This is a genomic window from Streptomyces sp. NPDC057877 (assembly GCF_042796855.1).
Taxonomy (GTDB): Bacteria; Actinomycetota; Actinomycetes; order Streptomycetales; family Streptomycetaceae; genus Streptomyces.
In genome coordinates this window covers 750758-768110 of sequence record NZ_JBHVMS010000003.1, presented here as the reverse complement: position 1 = coordinate 768110, position 17353 = coordinate 750758, and the positions used below count along the sequence as shown (strand labels likewise).

The window sequence follows — 17353 nt, the reverse complement described above, 5'->3', positions numbered from 1 at the left end:
AACAGTCCAGCATTTCTGTGTCAGCTCAGCGCAGAACGGGCTGCTATGACTCCCCGCTCTCACGCGGCCAGGCCCAGCAGAGCCAGCAGGTCGGCGGTCACCACCCGGTAGGCGTTGCCCAGCCGCAGCACCTTGCACGGGTACTGGCCGCGCTTCGCCAGCTCGTACCCCTTGCTCCGCCCGAGCCCCAGCGCCCGATTACCCGTCTCCAGGTCAACGGCGGCGGGAAGCTCCAGCAGCTCCTCGCGGCTCATGCCCTTCACTCGGCCGGCGAGTTCGTTCTCGCGCATACGCGCTCCATCCATGACTGAGCCCTCGGCGAACACGGCAATCGCGCTCGTCTCCAAGCCATGGAATCAACGCTAGGGAAGTTAATGTGTCTTCATGACACAACATGGTTGGGATGCTGGAGGGGACGAGGACGACGTCCCGGAGTGGGTGGACCAGGTGATGGCCACCGTGGCCGCCGAAGTCCGCAGACGAAGGAAGGAGCTAGGGATGAGCGCCCAGGACCTGGCGGACCGCTGTGAGGAGATCGGGCACCCGATCCCGCGCAACGTGATCGCCAACATGGAATCCGGCCGCCGAGCCAACCTGCCCCTGGTCGACGTCATCGTCCTCGCCGAAGCCCTGCGGACCTACCCGATTTGCCTGCTCTACCCCGTCGGCTACGTCGACCGAGTCCAGCGCCTTCCCCTTCAGCACTCCGAACCGACCTGGGATGCCATGCGCTGGTTCACCGGTGACAGCGAGGACTTCGGCTTGGAAGACGACATGCTCCGTTCCTTCCGTGCCCACGTCCGCCACCAGCGCGCCGCCCTGGCCGCCCTGAAGGGCGAGAAGCACGAGCGCTGGAAGGCCGAGACGGCACCCAACCGGGCAGAACGCGAGGAAGCCGCACTCGCCCAAGCCGACTACGCAGAAAGGGCGTTGGAAGCCAAGTATCGGCTCCGCAGCGCCCGCGCCTTCATCCGCGAAGACGGCGGCACCCCACCGCACCTGCCACCGGAACTCGCCGACGTCGACCCACCCGAGACCGACCCCAGTACCACCGAGGAGAACGATCTTTGAAGGGTTCCACTCACCGCCGTTGCTACTGCCGCGACCCCCACACCGGCAAACCGCTCGGCAAAAAGTGCCCCAAGCTCTCCAGCCGCAAGCACGGCTCGTACTCCATACGCCAGGAACTCCCGCCCCGCGAAGACGGCACCCGCCGCTCCTTTAGCCGCGCCGGCTACGAGTCCCTCAAGGACGCGCAGGCCGACCTCGACCACGTCCGGTCTCTGCTCGCCCTCGCGGAGAAGGACGACCCCGACAGTCTTCAGCGCCTCGTCGACATGCTGGAGGAGGTCGCGGTCGAGAAGGCTCCGCTCCCGGCCATCGAGGAGACCCGACGCCGCCTGAGGGCGGGCCTAGCCCTCCGCGGCAGCCTCACCGTCGGTGAGTGGCTCGACCAGTGGTTCGCCGCGAAGAAGCGCCGCAAGACCACGCTCAACGGCTACGCGTCCCACATCCGCGTCCACCTGAAGCCGCGCATCGGCCACGTACGCCTCAACCGCCTCAACGTCGGCCACTTGGTGGAGATGTTCGACGGGATCGCCGACGACAACGAGGTCATCGCGGCCGAGAACGAGGCCCGCCGCGAACAGATCGCCCGCTGCAAACCGAGCAAGCCCGGCCGCCCCGTAGGAGCCGAGCGGAAGCTGCTCGCGGTCGAGCGGGCCAAGCTGGCGGAGATGAAGCCGTTCCGGAAGATCACCGGCCCAGCATCCCGTCAGGCGATACGCCGAACCTTGCGTGCGGCCCTGAACTCGGCGATCGCCCAGCAGCTCATCACCTTCAACCCGGCGTCCCACGTCGAGTTGGAGTCCGGCAAGCGCCCGAAGCCACTTCTCTGGACCGATGAACGAGTCCGGCGCTGGCGCGAGACGGGTGAGATCCCCGGCCCCGTGATGGTGTGGACCCCGCAGCAGTTCGGCGCCTTCCTCGACGCAGCCGAGGGCGACCGCCTGTACGCGATCTTCCACCTCATGGGTACTCGCGGCCTCCGTCGCGGCGAGGCGGTCGGCCAGGACTGGCACGAGATCGACCTCGACGCCGGCCTCATCACGCCCGCCAAGGAGATCGTGGTGGACGGCTGGGACCCCTACGAATCCGAGCCCAAGACGGACGGCAGCGCCAACACGATCGCGCTCGACAGCACGACCATCTCCGAACTGCGCGACCACAAAGCCCGCCAGGAGAAGGAGCGCGCGGAGTGGGACGAAGCCTGGCAGGACACCGGCAAGGTCTTCACGAAGGAAGACGGCTCGTGGCTCCACCCCGGGACGGTCTCCGAGACCTTCCGCCGCATCCTCGCCACGACTGACCTGCCGCCCATCACCCTGCGGGACCTACGCCACGTCGCCGCGACGCTCACGCACGGAGGTGGCGGCGACATCCACGCTGTGAAAGAGACCCTGCGGCACTCCACCATCACGCTGACCTCGGACACGTACACGAGCCTGCTCCCCGAGCTGGACCGTGAAATCGCCGAGAAGGCAGCGAAGCTGGTCCCCCGGTCACGTCCGGCAACCACCGATTCGTCTGCCACAGAGTGACTAAAGGCGCTAGTGGGTTCTGACCACGGTTGCCTAGGCAACTACGCCAGCCACAGACCACCCGCTCCGTCGGTGGATTTGATTGCGGTCCGGGCCAGCTATTGGTAGGGCTCGTTGGGGAGTCGCCGGGCAAGTACCCACTCCTCGTCCCCGACGCGACAGGTAATGACCAGTCGAACGGGGTGACCACGGTACTCGTCCTGCCAGGATTCCATCGTCTTACCCTCCATCCAGTGGCCGGGCCTGGTCCGCTCCATCTGGAACGGGTGGCCCCGACCCACGCGCAGGGCGAACGAGCCGAGGGTACGACCGTGCTCGTCGGCCTCGTTCACGCGAGGCGTAAACCTGAACGGACCCCAGACGTGGTTCGAGATGTCCTCCGCGGTCACTCTGCCGGGTGTCAGATTGCTGCGATTCTTGTCGTCATCATCGACACGAATGCTCACGAACTCGACCACCCCCAACTCGTCGGGGCCGCCAGGTGCACGTTGAGCATGGAATGGTCCTGGGACCGGTTCTCCATCCTCAATTCCAGCTGGGGCCGCCGCTCTTCGTGCCGCCGATCTCGTTCGATACGGGTCAGCGTCTCCGCCGTGGCCGCAGACCGGCGGGCGGCCAGCCAGGCGCCGGCTGTCGCGATCGCGCTGAGCGCAGCAGTGGAAAAGGTCGCGATGTCTTCCCAGGGCACGCCGCCGGACGCCTAGTCCACTACTAGCTGGTCGTCCTCAACGGAGACCAGTTCGGCGATCTTGGTGGCAACTACTGCCATCGAATCCTCCGCCGTATCCAACCCGTTTCGGGATGCAAGCAGAGGGCTGATGTTCCGGAGTTCGCCGTAGGTCGTCTCGTGCACGACAGGGAGCAGCAGGTCACGTGCAAGGAGCTCCGAGAGCTCCTTGTCAGAGACGCCACCGCGCTCGAGGCGTGTCAGTAGCGCAGGGGTGACCAGGACGAGACCCGTACGCGACCTCGCCAGGCCCCTGTCGATTTCCCGCATGAACGGTAGGCCGAGCGCGATGTCCTTCTCGCTGAACCAGACCGACACGCCCTCTGCTTCCAGCAGGTCGCACAACTCCCTGGCAGCACCGCGTCGGTCATCCCATGCATGGCAGAGGAAGACATCGCGAAGGTCTGGCTGTTGACGCGCGCGCAACACTGCGGCGTCGCGAACAGGAGTCAGCCCCTTCACCTCGGCAGGCGTGTAAGTCACGGACGAGGTGCTCGGTGACCAGGGCGCCCGCATTCTGCCGCTACTGGAGCCGCCACTACTGGTCGCGCCACCCCCGCCACTGCTCCGAGACGTGTAAGCCGGTGGCGGGTAGTAAGACCGGGACGATGAGTACCCGTTGCCTCCGCCGCTGCACGCGGGGCACGCCGCACGTCCGCTGGCGGTCCGATGCCCCCGGCGCGGGGCTGTACAACGACTCATAACTACACGGTAGTCCACGCGCCCCCTGGAGCCATCTCGTTTACGCGTAGCCCCGGGTCGCCACTACATTCCGGCAGGTTGCGATTCTCCGAGGGGTAGAGACAGCCGAGGCCGCTCACATGCACCGCGGCTGTGTCTTACATGCGGCCGACGGACCTCGGTGTGGAGCGGCGACCTGTGCAGTCAGGCCGAATGGAAGGGAGCAGGCCCCAGCCCGGAACAGCCGCTCTCGCCGGAGCCGCCTCCGGTGGCTATGAACTCGCTCTCGCGTCCGTCGGGCATGCGAAGGATTCCAGGCACCGCATCGAACAGGTCGACACCCTCTTCGTCGCGCACGAGGGTGACGCTCCCTGCCCAGGTGCTGTGACGGTCGTAGCTGAAGTTCTCCACCGTCGAGGGGTCCAGACGCAGTACGAGCGACGCGATGACAGAGACCTCCTTGCCATCAGGGAAGACGACCGTGGCTGGCCCGACATAGCGAGGTCGGCCGTCGTCGGGATGGAAGGGGGGTCGTGACGTCATGGCGCGAGGGTAGCGCGGGTCATGGGGGGCCAATTTGGGATGGCTCCCTCCGGCCACCTCTGTTCCTCGGCACCACGCTCACCAGGCAAACAGCCGTCACGGGCACATCCGCTCACGCATCGCTCACGCACGGGCCCGAAAATGAGACAGCGCCCGAGCCAGCCGAAGCCGACCCGGACGCTACGTAGCAGGTCAGAGGCTGTTTCCCTCCCCCGCCATCGGTAGGCCCTGTGGGACTCGAACCCACAACCAATGGATTAAAAGTCCACTGCTCTGCCAATTGAGCTAAGGGCCCCAGGCGATGTTGCCTCCCCGAGCATAGCCCGAGGACGCCGTGTCTCCGATCGGGTATCGGAGACACGGCGTCGCTCGTGGCGGCCGGAGGCGTCGGCAACCCCCTGCACGGCAAACGCCGTGGCCCCCGTCCTGGTGAACGGGGGCCACGGCGTTTCGCTCACGAGCGAGGGCGTCAGCCGTTGCGCTTCCAGCGCGGCTTGTCCTCGCGGCGGCCGAAGGAGGAGCCGTTGCCGCGGTGGTCGTCACGGCGGCCGTACGGGCGCTCGTGGCCGCCGGTGCGGAAGCCGGGGCGGTCGCCCTGGCGGTCGCGGTTGAAGGGGCGGTCGCTGCCTCGGTGGCCCGTACGGTCGTCGCGGCGGAAGCCGGGGCGGTCACCGTCACGGCGCTCGAAGGAACGGCCACCACGGTCGCGGTCGCGGTCCCGGTCCCGGTCGAACGGGCGGCGGTCGTCACGGCGGTCGTCGCGGCGGAAGCCGGGACGGTCGCCCTCACGGTCGTCACGGCGGAAGCCGCCACGGTCACCGTCACGGCGCTCGAACGAACGGCCACCACGGTCCCGGTCACGGTCGCGGTCGAACGGGCGGCGGTCGTCGCGACGCTCGAAGGAACGCCCACCACGGTCACCGCCACGGTCGTCACGGCGGTCGTCGCGGCGGAAGCCGGGACGGTCGCCCTCACGGTCGTCACGGCGGAAGCCGCCACGGTCACCGTCACGGCGCTCGAACGAACGGCCACCACGGTCCCGGTCGCGGTCGCGGTCCCGGTCGTAGGGGCGGCGGTCGTCGCGACGGAAGCCGCCACGGTCGCCCTCACGCCGCTCGGACCGCTCGGTCCGCTCGGTCCGCTCGGCCCGGTCCACGTCCTGCGCCACCGGCTGCTCCGGCACCGCCACAGCGGCGGCCTGCGTCACGCTCTCCTGCTCGACCTGGGCCGCGGCCACCGCCGCCTCCGGGTCCTCCCCGCGCTCGCGGGCGACCCGGGCGACCAGCCGGTCGGCCTCCTCGCGCAGCTCGGTGGCGCGCCGCTGGGCGCGCTCCAACTGCTTGGTGAGGTGGGCGACCTCGCGCTCGGCCTGCTGGGCGGCGTTGCCCGCGGACTCCGCCTGCACCTCGGTCATCGACCGGGCGCCGGTGATGTCGGCCACCTCGGGGTCGAAGGCGCCCGCGCCCTGGATGATGTGGCGCGAGGCGTCGACGCCCGCGTCCTCCATCAGCCGGAAGATCTGACGGCGCTGGTGGGGCAGGGCCAGCGAGACGACCGTGCCGGTGCGTCCGGCACGCGCGGTGCGGCCCGCGCGGTGCAGGTAGTCCTTGTGGTCACCGGCCGGGTCGACGTTCAGCACGAGGTCGATGCCGTCCACGTGGATACCTCGGGCGGCGACGTCCGTGGCGACGAGGACGTTGACGTACCCGTCCTTGAAGTCGGCCAGCGTCCGGGTGCGCGCGCCCTGGGTCATTCCGCCGTGCAGCGCGTCGGCCTTGGCACCGGCGTCGCGAAGCTGCTCGGCGACGCGGTCGGCGCCGAGCTGGGTGCGGACGAAGATGATGGTGCGGCCCTTGCGGGAGGCGATGGCGGCGGTGACCGGCGCCTTGTCCTTGGGCTTCACGATGAGGATGTGGTGCGACATGGTCGTCACCGCGCCCTGCGCCGCGTCCACCTCGTGGCTGACCGGGTCCTTGAGGTACCGGTCGACGAGGGTCTTGATCTCGTTCTCCATGGTGGCGGAGAACAGCATGCGCTGACCGCCCGCCGGGACCTGGTCGAGCAGCTCCGTCACCTCGGGCAGGAAGCCCAGGTCGGACATCTGGTCGGCCTCGTCGAGCACGGCGATCTGGACGTCCTCGAGCGAGCAGGCGCCGCGGTTGATGATGTCGCGGAGTCGGCCGGGCGTGGCGACGAGGATGTCCACGCCGCGCTCCAGGGCGTAGATCTGGTTGCCCATCGAGGTGCCGCCGCAGACGACCTTCATCTTCAGGCCGAGGACGTCGCCGTACGGCTGGAGGGCGTCGGCCACCTGCATGGCCAGCTCACGCGTCGGCGTGAGGATGACCGCGCGCGGCTTGCGCTTCTCGGTGTGCCCACCGGCCAGCGTGGCCAGGGTCGGCAGACCGAAGGAGAGGGTCTTGCCGGAGCCGGTACGGCCCCGGCCGAGGATGTCCTTCCCGAGCAGGGCGTCCGGAATGGTCGCGGCCTGGATGGGGAAGGGGCTGGTCACGCCGTTCTGCGCGAGCTTGCGCACGACGCCCTCGGGCAGCCCGAGACCGGCGAACGTGATCTCGGGGGCCTGCTCGACGTCAGTGTCCTGGGTGTCCTGGGTGTCCTGAACGCTCTCGGCGTCCTGGGTGCCCTCGGGCATGACGGCATGATCGGTACTGGCGAAAGACATACGTCTGCGAAACCTTCCGGAGTCTCATCGGCACGCGCCCGTCAACTCCGTGATTTCGCGATACGAACCGCCTCGATGCGGTCAGCCACGGCAAAGGAGAGTACGCGCCACACGGCGCGCTCTGCGTTGGCGCCGGGCAAATGGGATCAAACGATCTACCACCATACGCACCCTCACCCCCAAAAGGCAAACCGCGCCCAAAAGCGCAGGCAGGCGCCCTGCCGCCGCTACACCGGCGACCCCGCCGCCGGGGCGGGCTCCCGCTGCGCCAGCTGCGGCCCCGTGTCCTCGTGCGCCGACGACGACGGTTCGGCGGTCGCCGTCGGCTCCGGCGACCGCGTCGGCTCGGGCGACTGCGGCGGCTCCGGCGCCGAGGTGGTCCGGGTCGGCTCGGGATCCCCACCGGTCGGTTCGGGCTCCCCCGGCCGGGGCGTGTGCCGCCCTGGCCCGCCGCCCGGCGCCGACGCGCTCGCCGACGGTGCCGCGGAGGGCGCGGTGGACGACCCGGCCCCGCTGTCGCCGTCCTCGCCGCGCTTCCCCTTGCCCTCCGCCCCGTCCTTGCCCTTGCCCCGGCCGTCCTTGGCGGAGTCCCCCGCGACCTCGCCGTATCCGGCCCCGTCGCCGGAGACCGCCGTACCGCCTCCGGACGCCGCACCTCCCCGCTCACCCGTCGAGTGCGACGGGTGGGCCCGGCCGCCTTCGCCGTCACCCACGCTCATGCAACCTGCGGCGGCGACGACGGCCACGACGGTGGCGGCCAGGCGGGCGGGAACGTACAAGGGGCGCACGGGGGCCACCTCCGGAAGCGGAGCGGGAGAAGGAGTCAACCTGCCCAACTCCCGCCGCCCACAAGAGGACACGCGCGGCGCCCGCCGGGGCTCAGCCGTAGCCGAGGGAGTGCAGCCGCGCGTCGTCGATCCCGAAGTGGTGCGCGATCTCGTGCACCACGGTGATCTCCGTCTCCGCGACGACGTCCTCCCGCGACTCGCAGAACCGCAGCGTCGGCCCCCGGTAGATGGTGATCCGGTCCGGCAGCACCCCGGCGTACCACTCGCCGCGCTCGGTCAGCGGGGTCCCCTCGTAGAGCCCGAGCAGCTCGGGGTCGTCGCTCGGCGGTTCGTCCTCGACGAACACCGCGACGTTGTCCATCAGCCGTGTCAGCTCCGGCGGAATCCGGTCCAGCGCCTCGGCGACCAGTTCCTCGAACTCCTCGCGCGTCATCTCCAGCACGAACCCCATTGTCCGGTACGACAAGCCCGTACGGGCCGCCACCGGGCCGCCGTATGAGCCGCTGTCGAGGACCCGCGACCCACCCGGAAGCCGCACACCCCCGCATAGCGCCCCACGCACTTGGGCATACGGCACCAATGGCCCGCGTCCCAGCCGCAGTCCTGAACGCCCTGCACACACTGAACCGACTCCGCCGGTCCCGCCGCCGCCCCGCGCTGCCCGCGCTCGAACTCGCCGCCCGGCCCAACCCTTGGGCCCGCGGGCTCGGTCTGGTCATGGTCGTCCTCGTCGGGGCCTGGCTGGGCCTGCTGATCGTCGGCAACGTACGCACGCCGGTCGGCCCGATGGACACGACCATGACGCTACGGCCGTCCCTCACCGGCGGCACGAAGATCAACGTCTCCCCGCTGGGCGCCCTCCACCTGGACAGCCACGTCGCCCCCGTCCGCCTGGACGTCAACGTCGACCAGCTCGACCCCGTCCGCTCCCAGGCCCTGGTCGACCACCCCGAGCGCCTCTCCGGCCTCCAGGACGAGGTCACCCGCGACGTCGGACACGGCACCCTCGACCTCGCCGTACGCTCCACCGTCGCCGTCGTCACCGGTGCCGCCGCCCTCGGCCTCGCGGTCTACCGGCGCCCCCGCCGCGCCCTCGCGGCAGGCGGCCTCGCGCTCACGCTCCTGGCCGCCTCCGGCGCCACGGCGTACGCCACCTGGAACCCCAAGTCCGTCCTGGAACCGAAGTTCTCCGGCCTGCTCTCCTCGGCCCCGTCCCTGGTCGGCAACGCCCGCAGCATCGTCACCGAGTTCGACGTCTACCAGAAGGAACTCGCCCGCCTGGTCACCAACGTCACCAAGCTCTACGACGCCACGTCCACGCTCCCCGCGTACGCGCCCGACCCGTCCACCATCCGGGTCCTGCACGTGTCCGACATCCACCTCAACCCGGCGAGCTGGAAGATCATCGCCTCGCTGGTGGAGCAGTACGAGGTGAACGTGATCGTCGACTCCGGCGACACCATGGACCACGGCACGGCCGCCGAGAACGGCTTCCTCGACCCGATCGAGGACCTAGGCGCCCCCTACGTCTGGGTCCGCGGCAACCACGACTCGCGGGTCACCCAGGAGTACCTGGAGGGTCTGAAGAACGTGCACGTCCTCGACGACGGCCGCGCCGAGACCGTCGCCGGGCTGCGGTTCGCGGGCATCGGCGACCCCCAGTTCACCCCCGACCGCTCGGCCCGGACCGGTGCCGAGGCGTCCCAGGAGCTGGCCGGGGCCCGCCTCGCGTCCGCCCTGCGCGATCACCGGGCGAAGGGCAGGCCGGTGGACGTCGCCATCGCCCACGAGCCGTCCGCGGCCCGGGGGACGGACGGCGAGGTCCCGCTGGTCCTCGCCGGGCACCTCCACCACGACGAGATGGAGGTCCTCCCCTACGGCACCCGGCTGCGCATCGAGGGTTCGACGGGCGGCAGCGGTCTGCGCGCGGTGGAGGGCGAGCACCCCGACCCCATCGAGGCGTCGATCCTCTACTTCGACCGCGACACCCGCCGCCTCCAGGCCTGGGACGAGATCGAACTGGGCGGCCTGGGCCTGACGACGGCCGAGGTCAGCCGCCACCTACCGGAGGAGAACAGCCCGGGGGCCACCCAGTCGCCGTCCCCCTTCACCACGGAGTCCGCCACCGCGTCCACCACCGACTCCGCTTCCGGGGCCCCGACGGAATCCCCCACAGGCACCCCGAACGACACCCCGAACGACACCCCGACCGCTCCCCCGACGGCCCCGTCCTCCCCCTCCCCGTAAACCGTTTTGGCGATACCTCCCGCCATCCCATATGCTTCTCACGTCCCCGACGCGCTGAGAAGCGCCCAGGCGGGCCGATAGCCCTCATCGTCTAGCGGCCTAGGACGCCGCCCTTTCAAGGCGGTAGCACGGGTTCGAATCCCGTTGGGGGCACGCAGTACGGTGTGCGACACTGTCGTACGTCGCCTGGTCCTGTGGAGCAGTTTGGAGTGCTCGCCACCCTGTCAAGGTGGAGGCCGCGGGTTCAAATCCCGTCAGGACCGCTGAGGTTTCACGTGAAACCTCGTGGCTGGGTAGCTCAGTTGGTACGAGCGTCCGCCTGAAAAGCGGAAGGTCGCCGGTTCGACCCCGGCCCCAGCCACCGCAGCCCTAGCAGGGTAGACAGCCCCTCCGAGATCACCCGGAGGGGCTGTTTTCGTGTCGGCTACGCCCACCCGTACGCCAACGAGCTAGATCAGTCGGCTGAAGCTGTGATCTCAGACTCGAAGTACTCATTGACTGCAACCGCAGGGCCAGCAACGACCGACGCTTGGTAGCACTCCTCCGCAATGCGAGCAAACCGACGTGCGCGGCGGTTGAGCCCTGCCTCGGCTTGGCGGATCCACCCCGAACGAGCTTGCTCCCAGTGCGCGCGAGCCGTCTGCCCACGGAAGTGCTGCAACAAGAGCCCTCTCGCCTGATCTTCCGTCGTGCGTCCCAGCACGAACGAGTTCGCCCACCTCGAAAAGATCAGGTTTGTGAACGCGCGTCGCCTGTACTCCTCCTCTGTTATCCGGTCTCGTGGAGGTTCCCAGCACGTGAGCAAAGAGGGATCGTTCAGCGAGTACATGACCAACTCTCTGTGGGCAGCCCGCGCGGCCTCCTCCTGAGCCACCCGCGTCTGCCGTGCCTGGTACGCCAGCGACGCAACAACACCGGCCAACGCCAAAGTGGAGACCACTACGGAGACAGCCCCATACGTCTGACTGATGTCGCTCAACTCTGACCAGTCAGTTCGCTCAGGTGCTAGCGCTCGAAGTAGAAACGGTGTGCTGAGCAAAGCTGCCATCAGGGCAAGCAGCAGTGCGATATAGCTTCCACCCGCCAAGAGGCCCCCGACGCGTCTGCTCGATCGAGCCATGTCTCCCCCCACGTGGTCACGCTTGTTGGCCAATGGACATCCTGACAGCGCGTGCCGTCCTGGTGACAGGTCCCGGCACCAGTAGGTACCGGGACCCCCGAGGTCAGGACAGGGTGTCCCCGAGCCGCCGGAGCGCCTTCCGCTGTTCGTCCAGCGATGCGTGGGCGTAGCCCTTCATGGTCACCCCGATGTCGCTGTGACCGACGATCTGCTGCGCAGCACGGCCCGCTGGGGCTGTGCCGAGGGGGGCGCGCACGCCAGATGAGCCCCATTTCGGGGCATCCAGCAAGTCGAGAATCTGTGCAACGTGATCCGGGGCCGGTGCCTCATAGACACGCAGGTCGGTCACACTCATGGGGCGCTGACCGGCGTCAGCACTCCAGATGGATCGGCCGCCACCCCATCGCTCCTGCGAAAGCCGCTCGTTGGCCACCCGTCGAATCGGCTGGAACTCCCGGACGTACGTACCGCTGCCCTTCCGGCGAACGGCCAGCCCTTCCGTCACCAGCAGAGTCAAAGCCCGTCGGGCCGTCTCCTTGGCCACCCCATAGCCCTTGACCAGCGTCGGCTCCCCCGGAAGTCGGGCGCCGGGACGCAGCTCGCCCGAACGAATGCGCTCCCGCAGTTCGTCAGCGATCTCCCTGGCGGTCTCCGCCATCAAGCTCCTCACTTCCCTAGGGTGGTTCCACGTACCAGCTTGGCGCAGACATGTCGAGTATCCGCATCACGGAAGCGCTACGAATCTTGCTGAGGACGCCAGAGAGGGCAGCGTGCGCGGCCTCGAACTCACCTGACCTGCTGGAACTCACCCCGTGTTCTGCGTCACGGCGTACGCCAACCCATACGCCAACAGCAGCACACAACCGCAGTCAACCGAGATCACCCACGGCCCATCTGATCAGGCCCCCAATCCCCCAGACACGGCCTGAAAAGCGGAAGGTCGCCGGTTCGACCCCGGCCCCAGCCACCGCAGCGAAACCCCCGTTGATCTCTCGACGGGGGTTTCGACGTTTCCGGGGCTGGACCCGGGAACGTCGAAAACCGCTGTCCCCTCCGGTCCGCCGCTGCCTACGCTGGTCCCGCCCCGGGTGCTTGCAAGCTTGGGGACATGGACCGGCGGTCGTGCTGGCGAGCGTCTGCCCGGGCAGACCCGCCGTGAGGCGGACGGCCGCCGTATCCGAGCCCTGCCGGGAGCAGGCCAGACGGCGCCGAAAGTGGCCGCGGACAAATCGTTCGCCACGGATTTCCCGGGGATGAGATCCTGGAACCCGTATGTCTACGCACCCTGCCCCCGCCCTCGGCGCCCTCGCCCCCCGCCTCTCCGAGCTGTCGCTGCGCGATGCGCACCGGCTTGGGCGGAGGCTGGAGGGTGCCCGGAAGATCCGTAAGCCGGAGGCGCGGGCCGCCGTGCTCGCCGAGATCGAGGCGGAGGTCGAGAAGGCCTCGGCGCGGATGGACGAGCGGCGTGGGCGCGTGCCCGCCGTGTCCTATCCCGAGCAGTTGCCGGTCAGCCAGAAGAAGGCGGCGATCGCCGAGGCCATCCGTGATCACCAGGTGGTGATCGTCGCGGGTGAGACCGGGTCCGGCAAGACCACGCAGATCCCGAAGATCTGCATGGAGCTGGGGCGGGGTGTGCGCGGCATGATCGGGCACACGCAGCCCCGCCGGATCGCCGCGCGGACCGTCGCCGAGCGGGTGGCGGAGGAGCTGCGGACGCCGCTCGGGGAGGCCGTCGGCTGGAAGGTGCGGTTCACCGACCAGGTGAACCCGGACGCCACCTTCATCAAGCTGATGACGGACGGCATCCTGCTCGCGGAGATCCAGACCGACCGCGAGCTGCGTGCCTACGACACGATCATCATCGACGAGGCCCACGAGCGGTCGCTGAACATCGACTTCCTGCTCGGGTATCTGGCGCAGTTGCTGCCGAAGCGGCCGGACCTGAAGGTCGTCATCACCTCCGCGACCATCGATCCCGAGCGGTTCTCCCGGCACTTCGGAGAAGCGCCGATCATCGAGGTCAGCGGGCGGACGTATCCGGTGGAGGTGCGGTACCGGCCGTTGCTGGAGGAGGACGGGGACGACGCCGACCGGGACCAGATCACCGCGATCGTCGACGCGGTGGAGGAGCTGCAGGGGGAGGGCCCGGGTGACATCCTCGTCTTCCTCTCCGGTGAGCGGGAGATCCGCGACACCGCCGACGCGCTGACCAAGAGGAAGTTCCGGTTCACCGAGGTGCTGCCGCTGTACGCGCGGCTCTCGCACGCCGAGCAGCACCGGGTCTTCCAGCCGCACACCGGTCGCAGGATCGTTCTGGCCACGAACGTCGCCGAGACCTCGCTGACCGTCCCGGGCATCAAGTACGTCATCGACCCCGGCTTCGCCCGTATCAGCCGCTACAGCCACCGCACCAAGGTGCAGCGCCTGCCCATCGAACCGGTCTCGCAGGCCAGCGCCAACCAGCGCAAGGGCCGCTGCGGGCGGACGAGTGACGGCATCTGCATCCGGCTCTACAGCGAGGAGGACTTCCTCGCCCGGCCGGAGTTCACGGACGCCGAGATCCTGCGGACGAACCTCGCCTCCGTCATCCTGCAGATGACCGCGGCCGGGCTCGGCGACATCGAGAAGTTCCCGTTCATCGATCCGCCGGACCACCGCAACATCCGCGACGGTGTGCAACTGCTCCAGGAACTGGGCGCGCTGGACCCGGCCCAGAAGGACCCGCGCAAGCGGCTCACCGACACCGGGCGCAAGCTCGCCCAGCTGCCGGTCGACCCGCGGCTGGCCCGGATGGTCCTGGAGGCGGACAGGAACGGCTGTGCGCGCGAGGTCATGGTCATAGCCGCCGCGCTGTCCATCCAGGACCCGCGCGAGCGCCCCGCCGACAAGCAGACCCAGGCCGACCAGCAGCACGCCCGCTTCCGGGACGAGACCAGCGACTTCCTCGCCTATCTCAACCTCTGGCGGTACATCCGCGAGCAGCAGAAGGAGCGCGGTTCGTCCTCCTTCCGGCGGATGTGCAAGCAGGAGTACCTGAACTTCCTGCGCATTCGCGAATGGCAGGACATCTACACGCAGCTGCGCACGGTCGCCAAGCAGATGGGCATCCATCCGAACGAGGACGACGCGGCCGACCAGAGCGTGCACGTCTCCCTCCTCGCCGGTCTGCTCTCGCACATCGGCATGAAGGACGTGAAGGACGGCAACAAGAACGAGTACCTGGGCGCGCGCAACGCCAAGTTCGCGATCTTCCCGGGCTCGGCCCTGTTCAAGAAGCAGCCGCGGTTCGTGATGTCCGCCGAACTCGTCGAGACCTCCCGCCTGTGGGCGCGGGTCAACGCGAAGATCGAACCGGAGTGGGTCGAGCCGCTCGCGGGACACCTGCTGAAGCGCACGTACTCGGAGCCGCACTGGGAGAAGGACCAGGCGGCCGTGATGGCGTACGAGAAGGTCACGCTCTACGGCGTCCCGATCATCGCCCAGCGCAAGGTCAACTACGGCCGCATCGACCCGGAGGCCAGCCGCGAGCTGTTCATCCGCAACGCCCTGGTCGAGGGCGACTGGCGCACGCACCACAAGTTCTTCGCCGACAACCGCAGGCTCCTGAGCGAGGTCGAGGAGCTGGAGCACCGCGCCCGGCGCCGGGACATCGTCGTCGACGACGAGACGCTCTACGACTTCTACGACCAGCGGGTTCCCGAACACGTGGTCTCCGGCGCGCACTTCGACTCCTGGTGGAAGCACAAGCGGCACGAGCAGCCGGACTTCCTGGACTTCGAGCGGGAGATGCTGATCCGGGAGTCGGCGGAGGCGGTCACCAAGGCCGACTATCCGGACTCCTGGCGCCAGGGCGGGCTCAAGTTCCGGGTGACGTACCAGTTCGAGCCGGGGGCGGACGCCGACGGTGTCACCGTGCACATCCCGCTCCAGGTGCTCAACCAGGTCACCGACGAGGGCTTCGACTGGCAGATCCCGGGGCTGCGGGAGGAAGTGGTCACCGAGCTGATCCGCTCCCTGCCGAAGCCGATCCGCCGCAACTACGTGCCCGCGCCGAACTTCGCCAAGCGGTTCCTGGACCAGGCGGTGCCCCTTCAGGAGCCGCTGACCGTCACCATGGCCCGCGAGCTGAAGCGGATGGTCGGCGTGCCCTTCGAGGCCGACGACTTCGACTGGGCCAAGGTCCCCGAGCATCTGCGGATCACCTTCCGGATCATCGACGAGCGGCGCCGCAAGCTGGCCGAGGACAAGGACCTGGAGGCGCTGAAGCTGCGCCTGAAGCCGAAGGCGCGCCAGGCCCTGTCGCGGGCCGCCGCGGCGACCGCCGAGCGGCAGGGCGGGCCGTCCCTGGAGCGCCGGGGCCTCACGGACTGGACCATCGGCACCCTGGAACGCGTCTTCGAGACCCGTCGGGCCGGGCAGCCGGTGAAGGCGTACCCCGCGCTCGTCGACGACGGCGACACGGTCTCCGTACTCCTCTTCGACACCGAGGCCGAGCAGGCCGAGGCGATGTGGCGGGGCACCCGGCGGCTGATCCTGCGCAACATCCCGGTCAATCCGGCCAAGTTCGCGAGCGACCGGCTGACGAACCCGCAGAAGCTCGCGCTGTCCGCCAATCCGCACGGCTCCGTGCAGGCCCTCTTCGAGGACTGCGCGACGGCCGCCGCGGACCGGCTGATCGCCGACTTCGGGGGGCCGGTGTGGGACGAGGAGTCCTACCGGAAGCTCTACGACAAGGTCCGCGCCGAGATCGTCGACACGACGGTCCGTACGGTGGCCCAGGTGCAGCAGGTCCTCGCCGCCTGGCAGGCCTGTGAGCGGCGTCTGAAGGGCATACGGAGCCCCGCGCTGCTGCCGAACCTGTCGGACGTGCGCAAGCAGCTGGACGGCCTGGTGAAGCCGGGCTTCGTGACGGCGACGGGGCTGCGGCGGCTGCCGGACCTGATGCGCTATCTGGTGGCCGCGGACCGGCGCCTCCAGCAGATGCCGACGAACGTCCAGCGGGACACGACGCGCATGCAGAAGGTCCATGAGATGCAGGACGAGTACGCCTGGCTGCTGGAGCAGTTGCCGCAGGGGCGGCCGGTGCCGTCGGCGGTCCTGGACATCCGCTGGATGATCGAGGAGCTGCGGGTCAGCTACTTCGCCCACGCCCTCGGTACGGCGTACCCCGTCTCGGACAAGCGGATCGTGAAGGCGATCGACGCGGCTGTCCCGTAACGGCCCCCGCACCCTGGGTGAGTTCGACCAGGGTGCCTACCCTCCTGTAGAGTCTCTTCTCGCAGCGCAACGCACGAATGGCGCCGCGAAACCTGGTCCTGTGGAGCAGTTTGGAGTGCTCGCCACCCTGTCAAGGTGGAGGCCGCGGGTTCAAATCCCGTCAGGACCGCCAGCAACATCACAGCAGGCCCGCGCCCCGCAAGGCGCGGGCCTTCGTCATGCTCCCCTCGCCACCCCGTCCAGGTGGAGGCCGCCCGCGGCGCAGCCGCGATCGGATACAGCACGATCCGTCAGCACCGCCCCCACCCGACGAGAAACCCGCGACCCAGGGGAAGCAGGCTCCGGCACGAGCGAGCCCGGAACTTCGGACGCAGGCCCGCTCACGTACCCCAACGGCCCGTACCCGGCCTTGACGCCGTCACATTCGCTCGGTACGCCAGAGGTGAGGGGCTGCGTGCCCGTGGGGCCTGCGGAGGTGGCGTATGGCGGCATCGGCTAGGCACGAGACGCGGGCGCTGCTCCGCGCGCACCTGGCGGCCGCGTCGTCGTACCGGCATCTCACCCGGCACTGTCCTATCTGCCACCAGCTGCTGCGGCTGGCGATGGAGAGCCCGCCCCGCGCCCCGGAGAGCGGCCAGGGCGAGGAGAGCGCCGAGCGGCCCTCCGCGACCGGGTGAGGCTCAACGCCCTTGCAGACAAGGGCGGATGGAACCCGCGCCTCCATTAGCGCACATACGCCAGGGGCAA

Annotated in this window: 13 protein-coding genes and 5 tRNA genes; 9 read left to right on the top strand and 9 right to left on the bottom strand. The window is 69.1% G+C overall.

The window, feature by feature from the left end; translation table 11 throughout:
• Nucleotides 1–59: 59 nt before the first annotated feature.
• Nucleotides 60–290: a hypothetical protein gene (locus tag ACFVQG_RS11340; protein WP_003999991.1), complete on the bottom strand. Its 231-nt coding sequence runs from the start codon at nt 288–290 to the stop codon at nt 60–62.
• Between the two features lie 94 nt (nt 291–384).
• Here ACFVQG_RS11340 and ACFVQG_RS11335 point away from each other — a divergent pair, with 94 nt between their 5' ends.
• Together ACFVQG_RS11335 and xerC are read left to right on the top strand one after the other, a co-directional pair.
• Nucleotides 385–1071: a helix-turn-helix domain-containing protein gene (locus tag ACFVQG_RS11335; RefSeq protein WP_383379591.1), complete on the top strand. Its 687-nt coding sequence runs from the start codon at nt 385–387 to the stop codon at nt 1069–1071.
• The gene (gene xerC, locus ACFVQG_RS11330) at nt 1068–2600 is read left to right on the top strand and encodes a tyrosine recombinase XerC (RefSeq protein WP_383379588.1); all 1533 of its coding nucleotides are present in this window, start codon (nt 1068–1070) and stop codon (nt 2598–2600) included. Before ACFVQG_RS11335 ends, xerC begins: the two co-directional genes overlap by 4 nt.
• Before the next feature lie 700 nt (nt 2601–3300).
• Here the strand turns inward: xerC and ACFVQG_RS11325 are convergent.
• The 6 genes from ACFVQG_RS11325 to ACFVQG_RS11300 all read right to left on the bottom strand — a co-directional run bounded on the left by ACFVQG_RS11325 (nt 3301) and on the right by ACFVQG_RS11300 (nt 8464).
• Nucleotides 3301–3810 (bottom strand): toll/interleukin-1 receptor domain-containing protein, encoded by a 510-nt coding sequence (locus ACFVQG_RS11325; protein ID WP_383379585.1) that lies wholly within the window; start codon nt 3808–3810, stop codon nt 3301–3303.
• Nucleotides 3811–4212: 402 nt separating this feature from the next.
• Nucleotides 4213–4551: a hypothetical protein gene (locus tag ACFVQG_RS11320; protein WP_383379582.1), complete on the bottom strand. Its 339-nt coding sequence runs from the start codon at nt 4549–4551 to the stop codon at nt 4213–4215.
• A 222-nt stretch (nt 4552–4773) separates the two neighbouring features.
• Nucleotides 4774–4846: transfer RNA gene (locus ACFVQG_RS11315), tRNA-Lys, on the bottom strand.
• A gap of 174 nt (nt 4847–5020) precedes the next feature.
• Nucleotides 5021–7234: a DEAD/DEAH box helicase gene (locus ACFVQG_RS11310; protein WP_383379579.1), complete on the bottom strand. Its 2214-nt coding sequence runs from the start codon at nt 7232–7234 to the stop codon at nt 5021–5023.
• Nucleotides 7235–7461: 227 nt separating this feature from the next.
• A complete protein-coding gene (locus tag ACFVQG_RS11305; protein WP_383379577.1) occupies nt 7462–8022 on the bottom strand; it encodes a hypothetical protein in 561 nt (186 codons plus the stop codon).
• 91 nt (nt 8023–8113) lie between these two features.
• Nucleotides 8114–8464, bottom strand: coding sequence for a metallopeptidase family protein (locus ACFVQG_RS11300; protein WP_383379574.1), 351 nt, complete (start codon nt 8462–8464; stop codon nt 8114–8116).
• 137 nt (nt 8465–8601) lie between these two features.
• Here ACFVQG_RS11300 and ACFVQG_RS11295 point away from each other — a divergent pair, with 137 nt between their 5' ends.
• From ACFVQG_RS11295 to ACFVQG_RS11280, 4 genes are all read left to right on the top strand, one after another.
• Nucleotides 8602–10269 carry a metallophosphoesterase gene (locus tag ACFVQG_RS11295; RefSeq protein ID WP_383379572.1) on the top strand — a complete coding sequence of 556 codons (1668 nt, stop codon included), beginning with the start codon at nt 8602–8604 and terminating at the stop codon, nt 10267–10269.
• Between the two features lie 80 nt (nt 10270–10349).
• Nucleotides 10350–10422 (top strand) — tRNA-Glu (locus tag ACFVQG_RS11290).
• A 35-nt stretch (nt 10423–10457) separates the two neighbouring features.
• Nucleotides 10458–10532: transfer RNA gene (locus tag ACFVQG_RS11285), tRNA-Asp, on the top strand.
• A 24-nt stretch (nt 10533–10556) separates the two neighbouring features.
• A tRNA-Phe gene (locus ACFVQG_RS11280) sits at nt 10557–10630 on the top strand.
• 93 nt (nt 10631–10723) lie between these two features.
• Here the strand turns inward: ACFVQG_RS11280 and ACFVQG_RS11275 are convergent.
• Both ACFVQG_RS11275 and ACFVQG_RS11270 read right to left on the bottom strand, forming a co-directional pair.
• Nucleotides 10724–11317, bottom strand: coding sequence for a DUF6082 family protein (locus ACFVQG_RS11275; RefSeq protein ID WP_383379803.1), 594 nt, complete (start codon nt 11315–11317; stop codon nt 10724–10726).
• A 175-nt stretch (nt 11318–11492) separates the two neighbouring features.
• Nucleotides 11493–12047, bottom strand: a complete 555-nt coding sequence (locus ACFVQG_RS11270) for a GntR family transcriptional regulator (RefSeq protein ID WP_383379569.1) — start codon at nt 12045–12047, stop codon at nt 11493–11495.
• A 614-nt stretch (nt 12048–12661) separates the two neighbouring features.
• Here ACFVQG_RS11270 and hrpA point away from each other — a divergent pair.
• The 3 genes from hrpA (at nt 12662) to ACFVQG_RS11255 (ending at nt 17283) form a co-directional block, all read left to right on the top strand.
• Nucleotides 12662–16606: an ATP-dependent RNA helicase HrpA gene (gene hrpA / locus ACFVQG_RS11265; protein WP_383379566.1), complete on the top strand. Its 3945-nt coding sequence runs from the start codon at nt 12662–12664 to the stop codon at nt 16604–16606.
• Between the two features lie 94 nt (nt 16607–16700).
• Nucleotides 16701–16778, top strand: a tRNA-Asp gene (locus ACFVQG_RS11260).
• 310 nt (nt 16779–17088) lie between these two features.
• Nucleotides 17089–17283, top strand: coding sequence for a DUF6274 family protein (locus ACFVQG_RS11255; RefSeq protein WP_383379563.1), 195 nt, complete (start codon nt 17089–17091; stop codon nt 17281–17283).
• The last annotated feature ends 70 nt before the right edge of the window (nt 17284–17353 follow it).